At 68.8% G+C, this 15,687-nt stretch carries 17 protein-coding genes; 5 read left to right on the forward strand and 12 right to left on the reverse strand.

Annotated elements, in window-relative coordinates; translation table 11 throughout:
• Positions 1-41: 41 nt before the first annotated feature.
• The 3 genes from dapA to HF577_RS10305 form a co-directional block, all read right to left on the reverse strand.
• On the reverse strand, positions 42-992 hold the full coding sequence (gene dapA / locus HF577_RS10295) for a 4-hydroxy-tetrahydrodipicolinate synthase (RefSeq protein ID WP_246266183.1): 951 nt from the start codon (positions 990-992) through the stop codon (positions 42-44).
• Between the two features lie 65 nt (positions 993-1,057).
• A complete protein-coding gene (locus tag HF577_RS10300) occupies positions 1,058-2,530 on the reverse strand; it encodes an aspartate kinase (RefSeq protein ID WP_169395550.1) in 1,473 nt (490 codons plus the stop codon).
• 1,227 nt (positions 2,531-3,757) lie between these two features.
• Positions 3,758-4,138: a hypothetical protein gene (locus tag HF577_RS10305; protein WP_169395551.1), complete on the reverse strand. Its 381-nt coding sequence runs from the start codon at positions 4,136-4,138 to the stop codon at positions 3,758-3,760.
• A 213-nt stretch (positions 4,139-4,351) separates the two neighbouring features.
• Here HF577_RS10305 and HF577_RS10310 point away from each other — a divergent pair, with 213 nt between their 5' ends.
• The gene (locus HF577_RS10310) at positions 4,352-5,257 is read left to right on the forward strand and encodes an NmrA family NAD(P)-binding protein (protein ID WP_169395552.1); all 906 of its coding nucleotides are present in this window, start codon (positions 4,352-4,354) and stop codon (positions 5,255-5,257) included.
• Between the two features lie 29 nt (positions 5,258-5,286).
• On the opposite strand, the gene HF577_RS10315 is transcribed toward HF577_RS10310, so the two are convergent.
• Positions 5,287-6,462, reverse strand: a complete 1,176-nt coding sequence (locus HF577_RS10315) for an MFS transporter (RefSeq protein WP_312859053.1) — start codon at positions 6,460-6,462, stop codon at positions 5,287-5,289.
• A gap of 99 nt (positions 6,463-6,561) precedes the next feature.
• Positions 6,562-8,100: a DHA2 family efflux MFS transporter permease subunit gene (locus HF577_RS10320; RefSeq protein ID WP_169395554.1), complete on the reverse strand. Its 1,539-nt coding sequence runs from the start codon at positions 8,098-8,100 to the stop codon at positions 6,562-6,564.
• Between the two features lie 138 nt (positions 8,101-8,238).
• Here HF577_RS10320 and HF577_RS10325 point away from each other — a divergent pair, with 138 nt between their 5' ends.
• Entirely contained in the window at positions 8,239-8,682 is a 444-nt protein-coding gene (locus HF577_RS10325) for a hypothetical protein (RefSeq protein WP_169395555.1), read from the forward strand.
• A gap of 174 nt (positions 8,683-8,856) precedes the next feature.
• Entirely contained in the window at positions 8,857-9,573 is a 717-nt protein-coding gene (locus HF577_RS10330; RefSeq protein WP_312859054.1) for an SDR family oxidoreductase, read from the forward strand.
• Between the two features lie 108 nt (positions 9,574-9,681).
• Here HF577_RS10330 and HF577_RS10335 read toward each other — a convergent pair whose 3' ends face one another.
• From HF577_RS10335 to HF577_RS10355, 6 genes are all read right to left on the reverse strand, one after another.
• Entirely contained in the window at positions 9,682-10,221 is a 540-nt protein-coding gene (locus tag HF577_RS10335) for an LOG family protein (RefSeq protein ID WP_169395556.1), read from the reverse strand.
• Positions 10,218-11,174, reverse strand: a complete 957-nt coding sequence (locus HF577_RS39660) for an aminotransferase-like domain-containing protein (RefSeq protein ID WP_312859055.1) — start codon at positions 11,172-11,174, stop codon at positions 10,218-10,220. Before HF577_RS39660 ends, HF577_RS10335 begins: the two co-directional genes overlap by 4 nt.
• Positions 11,171-11,755 carry a GntR family transcriptional regulator gene (locus tag HF577_RS39665; RefSeq protein WP_312859056.1) on the reverse strand — a complete coding sequence of 195 codons (585 nt, stop codon included), beginning with the start codon at positions 11,753-11,755 and terminating at the stop codon, positions 11,171-11,173. Before HF577_RS39665 ends, HF577_RS39660 begins: the two co-directional genes overlap by 4 nt.
• A 71-nt stretch (positions 11,756-11,826) precedes the next feature.
• Positions 11,827-12,093, reverse strand: coding sequence for a ferredoxin reductase domain-containing protein (locus HF577_RS10345; RefSeq protein ID WP_211174056.1), 267 nt, complete (start codon positions 12,091-12,093; stop codon positions 11,827-11,829).
• Positions 12,094-12,221: 128 nt separating this feature from the next.
• Positions 12,222-12,695: a hypothetical protein gene (locus HF577_RS10350; protein WP_169395558.1), complete on the reverse strand. Its 474-nt coding sequence runs from the start codon at positions 12,693-12,695 to the stop codon at positions 12,222-12,224.
• Positions 12,667-12,909 carry a hypothetical protein gene (locus tag HF577_RS10355; RefSeq protein ID WP_169395559.1) on the reverse strand — a complete coding sequence of 81 codons (243 nt, stop codon included), beginning with the start codon at positions 12,907-12,909 and terminating at the stop codon, positions 12,667-12,669. Before HF577_RS10355 ends, HF577_RS10350 begins: the two co-directional genes overlap by 29 nt.
• A 20-nt stretch (positions 12,910-12,929) precedes the next feature.
• On the opposite strand from HF577_RS10355, the gene HF577_RS10360 reads away from it, so the two are divergent.
• The gene (locus tag HF577_RS10360; protein WP_211174057.1) at positions 12,930-13,538 is read left to right on the forward strand and encodes a serine hydrolase; all 609 of its coding nucleotides are present in this window, start codon (positions 12,930-12,932) and stop codon (positions 13,536-13,538) included.
• A gap of 33 nt (positions 13,539-13,571) precedes the next feature.
• Here the strand turns inward: HF577_RS10360 and HF577_RS10365 are convergent, their stop codons facing one another.
• A complete protein-coding gene (locus HF577_RS10365; RefSeq protein WP_211174058.1) occupies positions 13,572-14,516 on the reverse strand; it encodes a quinone oxidoreductase family protein in 945 nt (314 codons plus the stop codon).
• 123 nt (positions 14,517-14,639) lie between these two features.
• On the opposite strand from HF577_RS10365, the gene HF577_RS10370 reads away from it, so the two are divergent.
• Positions 14,640-15,527, forward strand: a complete 888-nt coding sequence (locus HF577_RS10370) for an aminoglycoside phosphotransferase family protein (protein WP_169395567.1) — start codon at positions 14,640-14,642, stop codon at positions 15,525-15,527.
• The last annotated feature ends 160 nt before the right edge of the window (positions 15,528-15,687 follow it).

Below are 15,687 nucleotides of genomic sequence, written 5' to 3' on the forward strand. Positions count from 1 at the left end.
TGCGTCGGGTGTTTCCGCCGCGGCCGTCGGGTCGATGCCGGTTACGGGATCGGGACAGGCTGTTTCGTCTGGCTGGCCTTGTTCGTCGGCACGCGACGCTCGGCCACAGGACGGCGAGGGAACTGGGCCGTGCTGAACGGCACACCTGCCTCGGCGAGGTCCGCGGCGACCGCGGCGACCTGGTCCCCTGTCGGTGGGGGGAGTGGGAGCCGCGTGGTGCCCACGTCCCGCCAACTGAGCCCGACGGCCAGTTTCCCGAAGACGGCGCCACCGACGCGACGCATTGCCCGGTGCAGCGGGAACAGGGCGACGTGCAGGGCGCGAGCGGCCTCGATGTCACCGTCGGTGAATGCGTCGTGCATCATCCGCAGCCGGTCCGCCGCGACGTGTCCGATCACGCTGACGAAACCTACTGCGCCAAGCGCGAGGAACGGGAGATTCAACGGATCGTCACCGGAATAGTAGTGCAATCCGGTCCTGGAGATCATCTCCGCGCAGAAGTGCAGATCGTTTCGCGCATCCTTGATGGCGATGATCCGCGGATGCGCCGCCAGCGTGCACAGCGTGTCCGCCTCGAACGCAACGGCGGTGCGTGGTGGAATGTCGTAGAGCATCACGGGCAGCTCGGTCGCGTCGGCGACCGCGGTGAAGTGTGCGATCAGTCCATATTGTGGCGGCCGCGAGTAGTACGGCGTGACAACGAGTATGCCGTGGGCGCCGGCCGCGGCGGCCTGCCGCGCCAACCGTTTGCTGTGCTCGGTGTCGTAGGTTCCGACTCCGGCGACGACCGTCGCCCGGTGCCCTACTGCGGCGACGACGGTTCGGATGAGTGCCGCCTTCTCCGCATCGGACGTCGTCGGCGCCTCTCCGGTGGTTCCGTTGACGACGAGCCCGTCGTTGCCCAGATCGATGAGGGAGGTGGCGAGGCCGGCGGCGCACTCGAGGTCGAGCGCGCGGCCGTCCGGGGTGAAGGGCGTGACCATTGCCGTCATCACGTGACCGAACGGACTCGTGGGCCGGCCGTATTCGACCGTCGGTCCGCCGTTGCAGCCAGGAACTACCGGTGGTGCTGCTGTGTGCATGATTCGAACTCCCTTCGTGCCTCGGCTCCGGTCCGGCTCGCGTAGATGTCGCGGTCCCCGGTCGGCGTGGCGTACTGCCCGTCCTGCAGCCCGAAGAGATCGTGGAGCAGCCGGACTGCGTGATGGACCGTGTCGGTGCGGATGAGAAAACAGACCCGAGAGGGCGCGCTGGTGACCATCTGAGGCTCGATGCCGTGGCACTCCAGCGCCAGCATTGCCTCAGCAGTGACATCCGGTCGCCGCGCGATGCCGGCACTGACCAGGCTGACGGAGCCGAACTCGTTGTGGACGTCGACGCCGATACCGGCGAGCGACAGCGCCGCGACGACCGCGGCGTCCTCGGAATCCGGAGCGGTGAACCGGAGGCACTGGCCGTCGCGGCCGATCGTGCCGATCGCCACGCTGCGATGTGCCAGAGCCGCGGTGATTGCGGCGGGAGAGACACCCCGGACGGCGAACAACGTCTCCCGTTCCCGGTGGGCCACGCCCGTGACGACTGATGTTTCGAACACGGGTTCCTCCTCGAGGATCCAGGTGCCCACGTCGGTCGTGAAACTTGATCGAACGTGGATGTCGACATCATGAGCAGCGGCGAGTTCGACCGAGCGCGGTTGCAGGACCGCGGCACCCGCTGCTGCGAACTGCAACATCGTTTCGCGGCTGACAGCCGTGAGCTTCCGCGCATCCGGAACGAGCCGGGGATCGGCGGTGAAAACGCCGGAGACGTCGGTGAAGATGTCGCACTCGCTGAGGCCGAGGGCGGCCGCGAGAGCGACTGCAGAGGTGTCGGAGCCGCCGCGGCCCAGCGTGGTGACGTCGCCGGCGGGCGAGATTCCTTGATATCCCGTCACCAGCACCGCGGCCCCGGTGTCGAGCGCGTCGAGGATGCGTCGGGGATAGAGCTCGGCCAGCTGGGCGTTACCGTGCTGACCATCGGTGTGAATACCCGCCTGGGGCCCCGTGAGCGAGACGGCGTGCGACCCCAGATCGTTCACCGCCATCGACGCCAGCGCGCACGAGATGCACTCGCCGACGGACAGTAGGACGTCCAGCTCGCGCAGCAGGGGTCGCTCCGACATCGTGTAGGCCATGCTGATCAGGTCGTCCGTCGAGCGGCCCATCGCGGACAGCACGGCCACAACCTTGAGGCCGTCCCGTTGGGCCACCACGATGCGTTCGGCGGCAGCGCGGAGCCGGGCCGGATCGGCCACCGATGTCCCGCCGAATTTCCACACGACGATCGAACTCCGTCGACCCACACCTCGATGGCCATTCGCGAGGCGCGGGTACTCCTCCTGAATCGCGATGGTCGAACTCCTGTCGGCCTCACCGACCGTGATCGGTGAGTAACGCGCTCCGGTACCGACTGATAAGGAGTCGTCGCGTTGGGTAGTCTCGATTGCATCCGCGGTCGAGTTTCTCGTCGCCCCTCGATCAACTATATCCATGGAGTCCCCTGAGGCTTGGTGGACGGTTTCATCCGGACGGCCACGAGATCGTCGCAGCGACGTAACTTCTCGTGATGAAGCAGATACTTGATGTCATTCTGGGCAGGTGGCCCAGCTGGTGCGAGGATCCGGAACTCGCGGTCGCAGCCCTATTAGCGATCAGCTGCCGATGGATGACTCGTAGGCGGAGGGATTAGAGGTGAGGAGCATCGAGTAACTCGCTCGATTACGCAAGGCCGTCGGCAGATTAGTCGGTACTCCCCACAACTTTGACGATCAGAACCACCGTCCGAGCGCCCTGCGCATCTCCTAGTGCGCACGGCCGCGCAAGTCCGCCATGTTTCGACGAGCAAGGTCATGGTTTCCTCCGGCGAGCCGATCTGTTCAGCGCCTTTGGGCAGGTGAGCGCGAACTCGATGTTGCTTGTGCGGCGGAGTGTGATCCGCCGCCGGCCGGTAGGAACTCGTGGACCAGTCGGCTGTAGTGGAGATGCCGAGGGGAGTCGTGGGGCGGAGTGTGAGCGTTTCGCAACTACTGAGCGTTCACCCGCTCGGCCGTCTGAGACAACCGATCAACCCGAACGCGAGGAAGATTGACCCAAGATAACGATCAAGGCGGGACCGATACGCTGATCGGGTGAAGTAAGCCCTGGATGACCTTGCCGTCGTTCACGCTGTGCAATGTGGCCGTATACTGGTTACGCACCGTCAATATCGCTCCGCCCTCGATCTGCAGGAATGCGGGTGAAAGCAGGATGGGAGTCAATCACCCATTTGCACTGGCAGTCCGTCGTGGACGGCGGCGTGCGGGCGCCTCCCCGGCGACAAGCGACGCGCACTCGGAGCAGAGGATCAATCGGCGAGTGTAGCTTCATCATTGTGAAAATGGGCGACGGAGGAACCATCCGTGCGCTACCGACGACTGAGAGTGGCTGACAGTTCGATTCGGTCCCTCAGCTCTCGACGCTCGAGCGATATCGCTCCTCGGCTCCTCGCGAGTTACCAGACCGGTTGATGAAACCCGTTACCGTCGCCAGGACGCCTCGATCGGCGTCCCGGGAGAACTGTGGCGCGGTCTGCTCCGCCCGTCGCTGACGGCTCTTGCGGATGCCGGCCGGAGTGCGTCCGTGGCGGCGGCCGCGGGTGAATACCGAACCGACGACCTGGCCAATTGCTGCGACAGGTCTGCGGCTGATGCCACGAGGTCCTGATCAATACATCGCGATCGTCAGGGCGTCGAGGTCGGCGCCAAGCGCGTTCCCACCGCTGGCTCGCCCAGATACAGGTAGTTCAGGGTCGGGGCTCCAGGCCAGCATTGCTCACGACTCGGGCTTTCTGGCCAGGTCGGCAAGTGAGCAGGGACCGCGCCGAGCTTGTCGAACATTCGCGCGAGCCGTCCGAGGTTCACCTGGTCCAGGCCCGGTACGACGTCGAGGTCGTTGGGGGTGATCGTGGCGCCGTAGAGCACGAGTACCGCCGAGCCGCTCAGTACCCAGTCGACGTCGTGGGCGGCGAGCTCGCGCAGGAGTGGGCCGACCTGAAGCTGTGGACGATCGGACGGGTCGCATTGCGGCACAACTTCCAGCCTAGAGAGCTGGGTGGTGCGCATTTCGGCTCTGCGGGGGCGTGACGGCGTGGCGCCGCGTGCTCGTCGCGGAGATGCGGGAGAACGTCAGGACCTGGCTGGACGGCGGTTGACAGCTGCGAGTGGCGTCGGTGTACACCGGGCTGTGACGCCGGTGAGGCGCCCGTACACGTGGGAGAGGTCTGAAGAACGGAACTCGCGTGCAGCGCCACCCCCGAGCGAGAAGGAGTGTCATCAATGGTTGCGAGCAACCTGGTCCTCGTCCCCGGCGGTGGCGGCGTGGGCCGCGACGTCCTCGACCAGCTGCTCGCATGGGAGCTACCGGTGCGTGCGCTGGTCCGACGCGACGATGGGCGTGCCGATGAGTTGCGCGGGCTCGGCGCGGAGGTGGTCGTCGGTGATTTCACCCGGCCCGAGAGTGTCGCGGCCGCGCTCGAGGGCGTCGGGCGGATGTACTTCGGGATGAGTGTGTCGCCGGATCATCTGCTGGCGGCGACCGTGGTGGCCACGGTGGCCCGCGAGCTCGGGACGCTCGACGTCGTGGTGGACATGTCGCAGATGACGGTGTCGCAGATGACCGCCACCAGCACCGCGGAGTCCCACCATCAGCGGCTGCACTGGCTGGCCGAGCAGGTTTTCGACTGGTCGGGCCTGCCGGTGGTGCACGTGCGCCCGACGACGTTCCTCGACAACCCGCTCTTCACCACGCTGGCGGCGCGGACGATCCGGGAGAACGGCACTCTCGCGTTGCCGTTCGGCACGGGCCGCACGTCGCCGATCGCCGGGGCCGACGTCGCGCGGGTGGTGGCGACCGTGCTCCGCGACCCGGCACCGCACGTCGGTCACGTCTACGAGCTGACCGGACCTCGGACACAGGACATGAACGGGGTGGCCGAGGAGTTCACGAGAGCACTCGGTCGGACGGTGTCGTACGTGGACGTCCCGTTGGACCGGTGGCTCACCGAGGTGCTCGCGCAGGCGGGTCTGCCTCCGCACACCGAGCAGCACATCGCGACCATGGCCCGGTTGCACCGGGAGAATCGCTACGACCGCGCGAGCAACGATGTCGAGCGCGTGACCGGTGTGCCCGCCCAGACGGTCGAGGCGTTCGTGGCTGCGCGCAAGGACTTCTACCTCGGCTGAGACCGGTCCGACGGGCTTGCGTCGCTCGTTCACAGGTCGGAGCGGCGGCTGCTGTGCGTGATGCGGATCTGGGCGACGAGGCTGATGAGCGCGAGCAGGACGGTCAGCGCCGCGTACCAGGAGACGGTCGGCACCTGGCCGAGGGTTTCCGTGAGCTGGCCGGCGATGACGATGGGCACGCCGAAGGCGAGGTAGGAGACGACGTAGATGCCGGCGACGACCCCGGCCCGCTGATGCGGCTCCGCGAGCGGAAAGACGAGGCGGAGGGCTGCGGTGAAGGATGCGCCGAAGCCGACGCCGGCGATCGCCTGGCCGATGAACATGATTCCCAGGCTTCCGGCGAACAGGCCACTGATGATGCCCAGGGGCCCGATGACGGACGCGTAGATGCCGATGGTCATCGCGCGCCTGGAGTCGACCTTGGCGAACGCCAGTCCGATGACGGCCGATGTCGCGGGCGCGATGAACCCGGCCAGGCCGTTGATCAGGCCGCTGTCCACGAGGAAGACACTGCGAACCAGGCTCGGGGCGAGGCCGCCCGAGAGGCCTGCGAGCATCCAGCTTGCGGCGACCACGGGCGCCGCTGCGGCGAACTCCCGTCGAGTGGCCGGCGGGACGGCGACGCGCGGGATCAGCGAGCGGAGTGCGCCGGGCGTGCGGCCCACGGTCTCGGGGGACAGGGCGATGACGGCGATCCCGAGGATCGTGATGATGGTCAGGACGACGAAGACGATGGCATTCGCCGTGGTCGTGACCTGGATCGCGAGGCCGGCCAGCAAGGAGCCGACCGCGAGGCCACCGGTCACGCTGACACTGCCGAGGATCGTGCCCAGTCGCTTCCGGTTCCGCGGGGCCACTTCGACGAGCGCTGCGGTCAGGGCACTCGATGCTGCGCCGGTGGCGATGCCCTGCACGATACGGCCGGCGATCACCCAGCCGATATCGGGAGCGACGAGGAACATGACGTTCGACGCGAGCTGAATGACCAGAGCACCGATGAGAACGGGGCGCCGGCCGATATGGTCGGAGAGTGACCTCAGGGTGAGGAGAGCGGCGAGGAAGCCGATCGCGTAGACGGCGAAGGCCAGCGTGAGAGACGCCGCCGGGAACTCCCACTGCTCCTTGTAGAGCACGAGCAGCGGCGTCAGCGCGCCCGCCGCAAGATAGAGACTCGTGAACGTGATCGCGCCACCGGTCAACGCCACTCCGGCCGGGAGGGTGAGCGTCCTCCGGCCCGGGAGTGGTGCGGGTTCCGGACGGCGGCCCGTGCTTTTCTGTGTTTCATTAATTGTCATATCTCAACGTTATGCCCGTGGTAGGGCCGGGCTCTGGTCCATTGTCATGGCGGATTCCCGGGCCACTTCGGTGGCGGTGGTCGGCGCCGCTGCGAGCGGGAGGTGCCGTGGCCGGGCGAATGCCAGCACGGCGACGAGGCCGATCAGCGGCACCGCAGCGAGTAGCACCAGCGACTGCGCCATCGCCGTGGCGAAACCGGCGTGCAGCGCCTCGGGCAGCCGCGCGCCCCAGGTCTCCGGGCTGCCGCCGCCGGCAGCCGTCGGGAGGTTCGCCGCGAGCCGCGACCCGATCAGCGCCGCGATGGCCGCGCTGCCCAGGGCCGCTCCGATCTGACGGGTGGTGCTGTAGATCCCGGCACCGCCGCCGGCACTTGCAGGAGGGAGGTTCCGCATCGCCGTCGTGGCGATCGGGCCCCACGTGAACCCGTTGCCCACGCCCAGCAGCGCGACCGGAAGCAGCAACTGCCAGATCGGGGTGTCCGGCCCGATGATCGCCGCGAGCCACAGCAGCGCCGCGAGCAGGGACACCATCCCGAACCCGGCGATCAGGCTCGGGTGGAAGCGGTCGGTCCACCGGCCCACGATCGGTGCGAGACCGCCGGAGACGACGGCCATCGGCATCAGCAGCAACGCCGAGCCCGTGGGGCTGAGCCCGAGAACGCCCTGGGCGTAGAAGATGATCGGGAACTGCATAGCGGTGACCGCGAAGGCGACCGGTGTGACCGCGATGTTGGCGAGGCTGAAGTTCCGGTCGCGGAACAGCGCCAGCGGCACCAGTGGCTCGCCGCGGTTGCGCGCCTGCCGGAACAGGAAGCCCCCCATCACCACCAGGCCCGCGATGACCAGCGACCACACCGAGATCGGGCCGGTGATCGTCCCCCAGGCGTAGGCCTGCCCTTCCTGGATCCCGAAGACCAGCAGGAACATGCCGACGGCGCTGAGCGCCACACCGGGCAGATCGAAGCGGCGGACATGGGTGGTCAGCTCGGGAACCAGCCGGGCTGCGAGCACAAGGCCCACGACACCGATCGGCACGTTGACGAAGAAGATCCACTCCCAGTCGAGGCCGTCGACGAGCACGCCACCCAGGATCGGCCCGACGAGCGTGGCCACCCCGGCAGTGGCACCCCAGAGGCTCATGGCCCTGCCCCGGCTCTCGGCGGGCACCATCCGCGTGACGATGGCCGACGACTGGGGGCTCATCAGCGACGCGCCGAGGCCCTGAACGACCCGCGCCACGACGAGCTCACCGATGCTGCCGGTCAGGCCGCACCACAGCGACGCCAGCGTGAACACCGTGAGCCCGGCGAGGTAGACCCGGCGCGGCCCGAACCGGTCGCCCAGCCTGCCGGTGATCAGCAGCGGCACCGCGTAGGCCAGCAGGTAGCCGCTCGTGACCCACACGACGGAGTCCACGTCGGCGCCGTGCTCGGCCATGATCGCAGGGGTCGCGACCGAGACGATCGTCGAGTCGACGAGGATCATGAAGAACCCGAGCACCAGCGCCCACAGTGCGGGCCACGGGTTGAGTGGACCCTCTCGATTCATGAATTCACGCTAAGCAGGCAGTGGGACCGGAGCGCGGTGCACTTCCAGGGAAGAAATGCGGGCCACTTCCCGTCTACCGGACGATCACGCAGGATGCGGCGGGGGTGGCAAGGGATCCCCCAGAGAGGAGAAGGCTGGGTGCTTCACGTTCTGGCGGGCGTGTCCTACGGATACCTTCTCATCGGCAATCTCGAGGCGATCAACTCCCCTGAGTTGGAGGTGCGCGATGCTCCTGAGTTTGCGGAGGTGATCGCCGAAGGACTGGTTCATGTCCAGGCTGCCACCCACACTGGTGACGTCCTGCTCGAAGCGACAGTCGGTGATGGCCTGACGGACCTCAGGAGAAGGAGGGGGATGGTGTCCGAGACACTCCTGATGCCCCTGCTCACCCAGAACGTAGTGGTAACCACGTTCTGGGGTCTCGTAGAGGGATTCGAGGTTGTACTACCGGAGGAATGGAACGCCGCCCGAGTACGGATAACCTCGCCGCGATACGCGGAGATTCACGACCGGGAGATGGCCTACTTGCCCGACCCTCCCGATGACCCGGAGGAGATCTCACTCGAGTTCGCTCCCGGCTGATCCGGAGCGCCTGCTCCGCCACACCCCACGGTGGCGGCACCTGCGACTCTCGGACTGTCCGTTGTCATGTCCGCAACGCTACGGGCCGGGCCGGCCGGGTTCTGGGCCATTTCCCGGGAGGCTCCGTGGTCCAATTCTGCGGGCCCCGGGCGCCCGGGCCGTCCGGCGTCTCGAGTGGCCCATCTGATCCGGTCGAGAATGACCCATGGTGTGCGCCGTGTCGGCCTTAAGTTCGGTGCATGGCCGCCGAATCACGAGCAAACGTGGCCGGCAGGCACATCCGACAGTGAACAGGAGAAACCCATGAGTCTCAGAATTTTTCTCGCCGGTGCGTCCGGTGTGATCGGACAGCGACTGATTCCCCGGTTGGTTCAGGCCGGGCACGTCGTCGGCGGCATGACGCGCTCGTCCAGCAAGATGGAGGTACTGGGCCGCCTCGGTGCCGAACCGATTCTGTGTGACGTCTTCGACCGCCCGGCACTCGTCCAGGCGGTTCGTGACTTCAAGCCCGACGTCGTGCTCAACGAGCTGACCGATCTCCCGGATGACGTGACGCAGATCGGGGCGCTCGCAGCCCTGAACGCCCGCATCCGCACCGAGGGAACCCAGAACCTGATCGAGGCCGCCCGGGGGAGCGGCTCGCCGAAGATCCTCGCTCAGAGCGTCGCCTGGCAGTTGCCTGCCGGACCCGACGCCGACGCCGTTGCAGAACTGGAGCGTTCCGTTCTCGCCGAGGGCGGTGTCGTACTGCGCTACGGGCAGTTCTACGGGCCCGGCACCTACAACGACCAGCGACTTCCCGCGGAACCTCGGGTCAGCATCGACCGCGCTGCCGACCGGACGGTGGAGGCACTGAGCGAGCCGACGGGCGTCGTCGTCATCACCGACTGAGCTTCCACGGTCGCCGATCCGGCGATGATGGTCGCGATACCGGCGGCGCTGCCCGGCGCCGCCGGTATCGCGTCTCCCGATGACGCCGGTGGCGGGCGGCGCGACGAGTCAATGCGTCCCGACGGACTCCTCCAGATGAGCCAGCGCGTCGGCGCCCTCGTCGGCGAAGAAGACCAACTCGGCCAGGGGGACCGGGAGGAACCCCTCCGCGTCCATCCGCCGGAGCTGGAGTATCAACCCGTCGTAGAAGCCCGCCGTGTTCAGCAGCACCACCGGCTTGTCGTGCAGCCTGTGCTTCCGCAGCTCCAGGATCTCGGTGGCCTCGTCCAGCGTGCCCAGGCCGCCGGACATCACCACCACCGCGTCCGCTCCGGCGAGCAGCAGCGACTTCCGTGCGGCCAGATCTTCGGCGATCACCATCTCGTCGGCGTCCTTCCTGGCCCACTCCCGGAGGAAGCTGACCGAGATCCCGACGAGCCGCCCTCCCGTCTCCCGTACTCCGTCGGCGACCACCTTCATCAACCCGGTGTCGGACCCGCCCCACACCAGGGTGTGGCCGCCCTTTCCGATGAGCTCGGCGAACTCGCGAGCCGGCCCTGTGTAGCGCTCGTCGAGGTCGGCCCCGGAGAGGAAGACGCAAATGTTCATGGATGAATTTTAGAACCGAATTCCGGGCGCGACAGCACCCCGCACAGTGCGGCCAGTGCGCCCGACCAGGCACTGTCCGACGGCGTCGCGTAGCCGACGACCAGCGCGTCCCCGCGCCGCGCAGGTGCGCCCTCCCCGTCCGGTCCCGCGCCCGCGTCGGATGCGGGCGCGGCCGCCGAGGGATGGGTGAAGCTCTCGAGACCCTCCACGGCGAGACCCTGCGAGGCCGCGGAGGAGATCACCGACCGCTCGGTGCCCGGCGGGAGTTCGACCACGGCGTGCAGCCCCGCGGCGATGCCCGACACGCGGACGCCGGGCGCGTGCTCCGCGATCGCCGCCACCAGCTCGTCGCGGCGGCGCCGGTAGCGCAGTCGCATGGCCCGCACGTGCCGGTCGTACTCACCGGACGTGATGAACTCCGCGAGCGTCAACTGGTCGAGCGCGCCGGGAGCCCAGTCCACGTGGCCCTTGGCCGCGACCGCCTCCTGAGCCACCGACCGGGGCGACACCATCCAGCCGAGACGTAGCCCCGGCGCGAGCGACTTGCTCGTGGTGCCGAAGTACACGACCCGCTCGGGGTCGAGTCCCTGCAGCGCGCCGACGGGCTGGCGGTCGTAGCGGAACTCGCCGTCGTAGTCGTCCTCGAGGACCAGACCACCCGTGGCACGCGCCCAGTCGACGGCGGCGGCCCGCCGGTCGGCGCGCAGGGCCCCGCCGGTGGGGTACTGGTGCGCCGGCGTCAGCAGGACCGCGCCCACGCCCCGGAGCGCGAGGTCCTCCGTGCGCGTGCCGCCCTCGTCGAGCGGGAGGGCGGGGGTGCGCAGCCCCGCTTCGGTCAGCAGCTCCTGGTACTGGGGGGCGCCGTACGACTCGACGGCGACGGCCCGCACGCGCCGCGCGCTCAGCACCGCGCCGATCATGCGCAGCCCGTGCGCGAAACCCGCGCAGATCATGATGCGGTCGGGTCGGCGTACACACCGCGGGCTCGGGCGAGGTAGTCGGCGAGGGCCGTGCGCAGTTCGACGCGGCCCCGCGGGTCGCTGTAGCCCAACGCCTCGTGCGGCGCGGCCGTCAGTGCGCGCCGGGCCGCCGCGAGCCACTGCGTACGCGGGAAGCTCGCGAGGTCCGGGTTGCCGGGCAGCAGGCTGTAGATGGCGCCCGGCGTCCGGATCGGTGTGGGTCGCTGGGGCACGACGCGAGCCGGGCCGCCCGCCGGTGCCCGGCGGGGTGCGGACCGCTGGGCGACGCGGGTGCCCGAGCCCTGCTGGGCGGTGAGCCACCCCTCGGCGACGAGTTCGGCGTAGGCGTCGGCGACGGTGTTGCGGGCGATGGACAGGTCGGTGGCGAGGGTGCGGGACGAGGGCAGCCGGACACCGGGCGCGAGGCGTCCCGTCCGCACGGCCTCACGCAGGGCATCCATGAGGGAGGCCCGCAGCCCGTGGCCCTGCAGGTCCAGACGGTCCAGGTGCAGATCGGCGCCGAGGCCCTCGGCAGACCTCGTTTCCCCCCGCGAATTGGCCCGCGGTTTTTTCATGGAAATGCACGATACTCCCGCACCACCGACGCCTTTCGAGAAATGGCGGCTCTCCTGGACCGGTCGGGCGGTCAGGCAGCGGGGCAGGGGATCCAGGGGACGGCGCCGAAGGCCTCGTAGAACTGGCGGAGCCGGCGGCCGTTGCCGGACAGGTCCACGGCGACGGTGACGTACTGACCAGGAGTGAAGTCCGGCAACGGTGCGCCGTCGTCGGATGTGAGGACGAAGGACACGGTGTCGGCTGCCGCCTGGTGCCGGTCGGCGACGACGAACCGGTGCCACGGCAGGTCGGCGGTGACGTCGGCACCGGCGTAGAGCCGTGACTCCATGCCGATCATGCGGACCGCGAACACCCGATATGCGGCGAACCAGCCTTCGGGAAGTTCTTCGGCCCCTCGTCGAAGGGTGTTGCACCACAACCGGAGCCGATGTGGACGTCGGGGTGGAATCGGACCGCTGTGGTGAGTCAGCAGTCCGATTCATCGGGACAATGCGGCCAGATGCGGATCAGCCAGTCCTCGGGCTCGACCTGTGCTCCAGGAATGATCCGGGACTCGCTGCTTTCCGCCGGCAGGTACCGCCACGCTTGTACCGCGTACGGTCCGGAGCGTGGGAGGGGGATGGCAAGATCGGTTGAGGCCGAGGTGGGCGAGCCGAGCACGACCAGCGGATTGACGACGTCGAAAAGTCCCTCGAACCCGGGGATCTCGTCGACCGGGCCTCCGATCGGTCGGCCGCTCCAGACTTCGAACCGGACGGTAGGTTCCGGGAACTGGCCGACGCAGTTGAACTCGACCATCCCGGTTCCCGCGATCGCGATCTCGCTGGTGCGGGGCCCCTCGTCGAGTTCAGGGTATTCGGGGTCCTGAAGGAGAAATTGTCGGTAGCCGGTAAAGAGAGTGGCAGTGTACTCACTGATCATCGTCGCGGTGGGCCGCATCGATACCTCTTTCACGTGGGGCGGCTGCCGACCGGCGGCGCAGTTCGTCAAGGTAGCGCGCGACCGCGTCCCGGTTGCGGGTGAGCACCTCGATCCTGGCGGTGAGCCGCTCACGTTCGTGCGTCAGCATCTCGACCGTCTCGGCGGTGACGCCCTCGAAGATGATCGGGTCCTGCGGTGAGTCCAGGCAGGGGAGGATCGCCGCGAACGGCAAGGCGGATCACCGCGTCGTCGTTGCGCGACCTCGTCCGGGACCGGCTCGCCACACCGCTGGGTGCGGACTTCCAGATCGGGCTGAGCACGAAGGACCTGCACCGCGTCTCGGACGTCATCGTGCCCGTGTTCGACGTCGACCCGTCGGTCCTGGACCGCGGCTCCGCTGCCTACCGGACGTTCACGGGGCCGGCGTTCAGCGCCGGCGCCGCGAACACGGCGGACTGGCGAGCCGCGGACCTCGGTGCCGCCAACGGGCACGGCAACGCGGCGTCGGTGGCGGATGTGCTGTCGCCGCTGGTGACAGGCTCGGGTGCCGGGCCGTCGCTCCGCCCGGACACGGTCGACCTGATCTTCCGGGAGCAGTCGAACGGCGTCGACCTGGTCAACGGGCTGCACGTCCGGTGGGGCATCGGGTTCGCCCTGCCCGACCGGCGCACGCTGCCGTGGCTGCCCGGCGGGCGCATCGCGTTCTGGGGTGGGTGGGGTGGCTCGATGGCCATCGCCGACATCGACCGCCGGATGACCATCAGCTACGTCATGAACCGGATGGACGCCGACCTGCTCGGGTCGAGCCGTGCCGCCGCCTACGTCGGAGCCGTCTACGACGTCGTCCGGGGCTCCCGGTGAGCGACGGGCCGTGATCGCCGGGCGGCCCGCCGGTCAGGGCAGGAGCACGACCTTCCCGCCTGCGTGTCCGTCCGCGACCAGGCGGACGGCAGCTTCGGCGTCCGTGAGGGGGAAGGTCCGGGCCACCACGACATGCAGCGTTCCCGCCGCCGCAGCCGGGAGGAGCTGTTGCCAGGCGTTGCGGCGGATCTCCGTGCCGGGGTCGGCTCCGGGGGCGCCGCCGACGAGCTTGATCCCGGTGTCGGCGCGCCCGAACGCCGCGATCGAGACGATGCGGGCGCGGTCGGCCACGAGCTCCAGCGAGACGTCCACCGCTTCCGCGGTGCCGACGGTGTCGATCGCGGCGTCCACTCCGGACGGTGCGACGTCGCGTACCCGGTCGGCGAGCCCCGGCCCGTAGCGGAGCGGGATCGCGCCGTAGCTCCGCAGCAGATCGTCGTGCTGGGCGCTCGCGGTGGTGACCACGGTGGCGCCTGCCGCGACCGCGAGCTGCACGGCGAGCTGGCCGACACCTCCGGACCCGCCGTGGATCAGCACCGTGTCGCCCGCGGTCACCCCGACCACGGTCAGTGTGTGCACCGCCGTGGCTCCGGTGAGCATGATCCCGGACGCCTCCGCCCACGGCAGCTGCGCCGGCTTGTGCACCACGTTCGCCGCCGGGAGCGTGATCGCGGCGGCGTACGCGCCGGGCGCGGGGTAGGCGATCACCTCGTCGCCGACGGCCAGCGCCCCGTCGCGACCGGTGGCGTTCGGGCCCACGGCGGTCACCACCCCGGCGAGCTCGTTGCCCACGGCGAGCGGGAGGAGCGACGGGTCCGCGCCCATGGCGCCACTGAAGCGCTTGTAGTCGACCGGGTTGATCGCCGCGGCTCTGACCTCGATGGTGACCTCGCCGTCGCCGGGTGTCGGTACGTCGGCGTCGACTGCTGCGAGTACCTCCGGGCCGCCGAACGCGGTGGCCACGATCCTGGTCGTCATGCTCGGGGCAACCGGCTCGTGGTGAGGGTGATTCCGGATCGCCGCGGCGTGAGACCAGCCGCCGTCGGGGGCGATCGAAATCGGACGTGCCGTCCGGTCGTCTTCGCGATACTTGCCCACGTGATGCACAGCGACGAGGTGCGGGTAGCTCCCGCGGTCGCTCACCGGCTGATCACCGACCAGTTTCCGCAGTGGCGGCACCTGCCGATCCGTGCGGTCGCCGCCGATGGCACCGTTCATGCGATCTACCGTGTCGGCGACGAACTCGCCGCCCGTTTCCCGCTGCGTGCACTGGATCCGGACGAGACCCGACGCCGGTTGGTGGCCGAGGCCTCCGCGGCTCGTGAACTGGCACGGTGCAGCCCGGTTCCGACGCCTGAACCGGTCGCGCTCGGTCACCCCGGAGAGGGCTACCCCTTGCCGTGGACGGTCCAGACCTGGGTCCACGGTCGCGTGGCGTCGGACGACGACCCCAGCGGTTCCGAGGCTTTCGCTCGCGATCTTGCCTGCTTCATCGGCGCACTCCGCGCAACGGACACGCGAGGGCGCACGTTTTCCGGAACCCACCGTGGCGGCAACCTGAAAGACCACGACGAGTGGATGCAGACGTGCTTCCGGAAATCCGCCGGGCTGCTGGACGTCGAGCCGCTACAACAGTTGTGGAGCGAGTTCAGACAACTGCCCAGGGCCGGGGCCGACGTGATGTCACACGGGGACCTCATTCCCGGCAACGTGCTGGTCGACAACGGGCGCCTCACCGGGGTCCTCGACGGTGGCGGGTTCGGCCCGGCCGATCCCGCTCTTGATCTGGTGGCCGCGTGGCACCTCCTCGACCACGGACCACGAGCAGAACTGCGGAAGGCGCTGGGCTCTGGTGACATCGAGTGGTCCCGGGGCATGGCATGGGCGTTCCAGCAGGCCATGGGCTTGGTCTGGTACTACGTCACGTCGAGTCCGCCGCTGAGCCGCCTGGGGCGCCGCACGCTTGATCGGCTCCTCCGTCAGATATGAGGCAGGCAAACCGGCGGGTCGATGCGGCGGGATGAAATCGGCACAAAATGCGCTGTCGACGTGATCCGCCCGCTCGGCGACACATGGTGATTCCGGTATCCGCCCGGAGCCGTTCACGGCGTCGTCCGGAATACGGTGGTCGGCACGGACGGAAGGCGTC

Origin of the sequence: Pseudonocardia xinjiangensis (assembly GCF_012911925.1) — a bacterium.
GTDB lineage: Bacteria > Actinomycetota > Actinomycetes > Mycobacteriales > Pseudonocardiaceae > Pseudonocardia > Pseudonocardia xinjiangensis.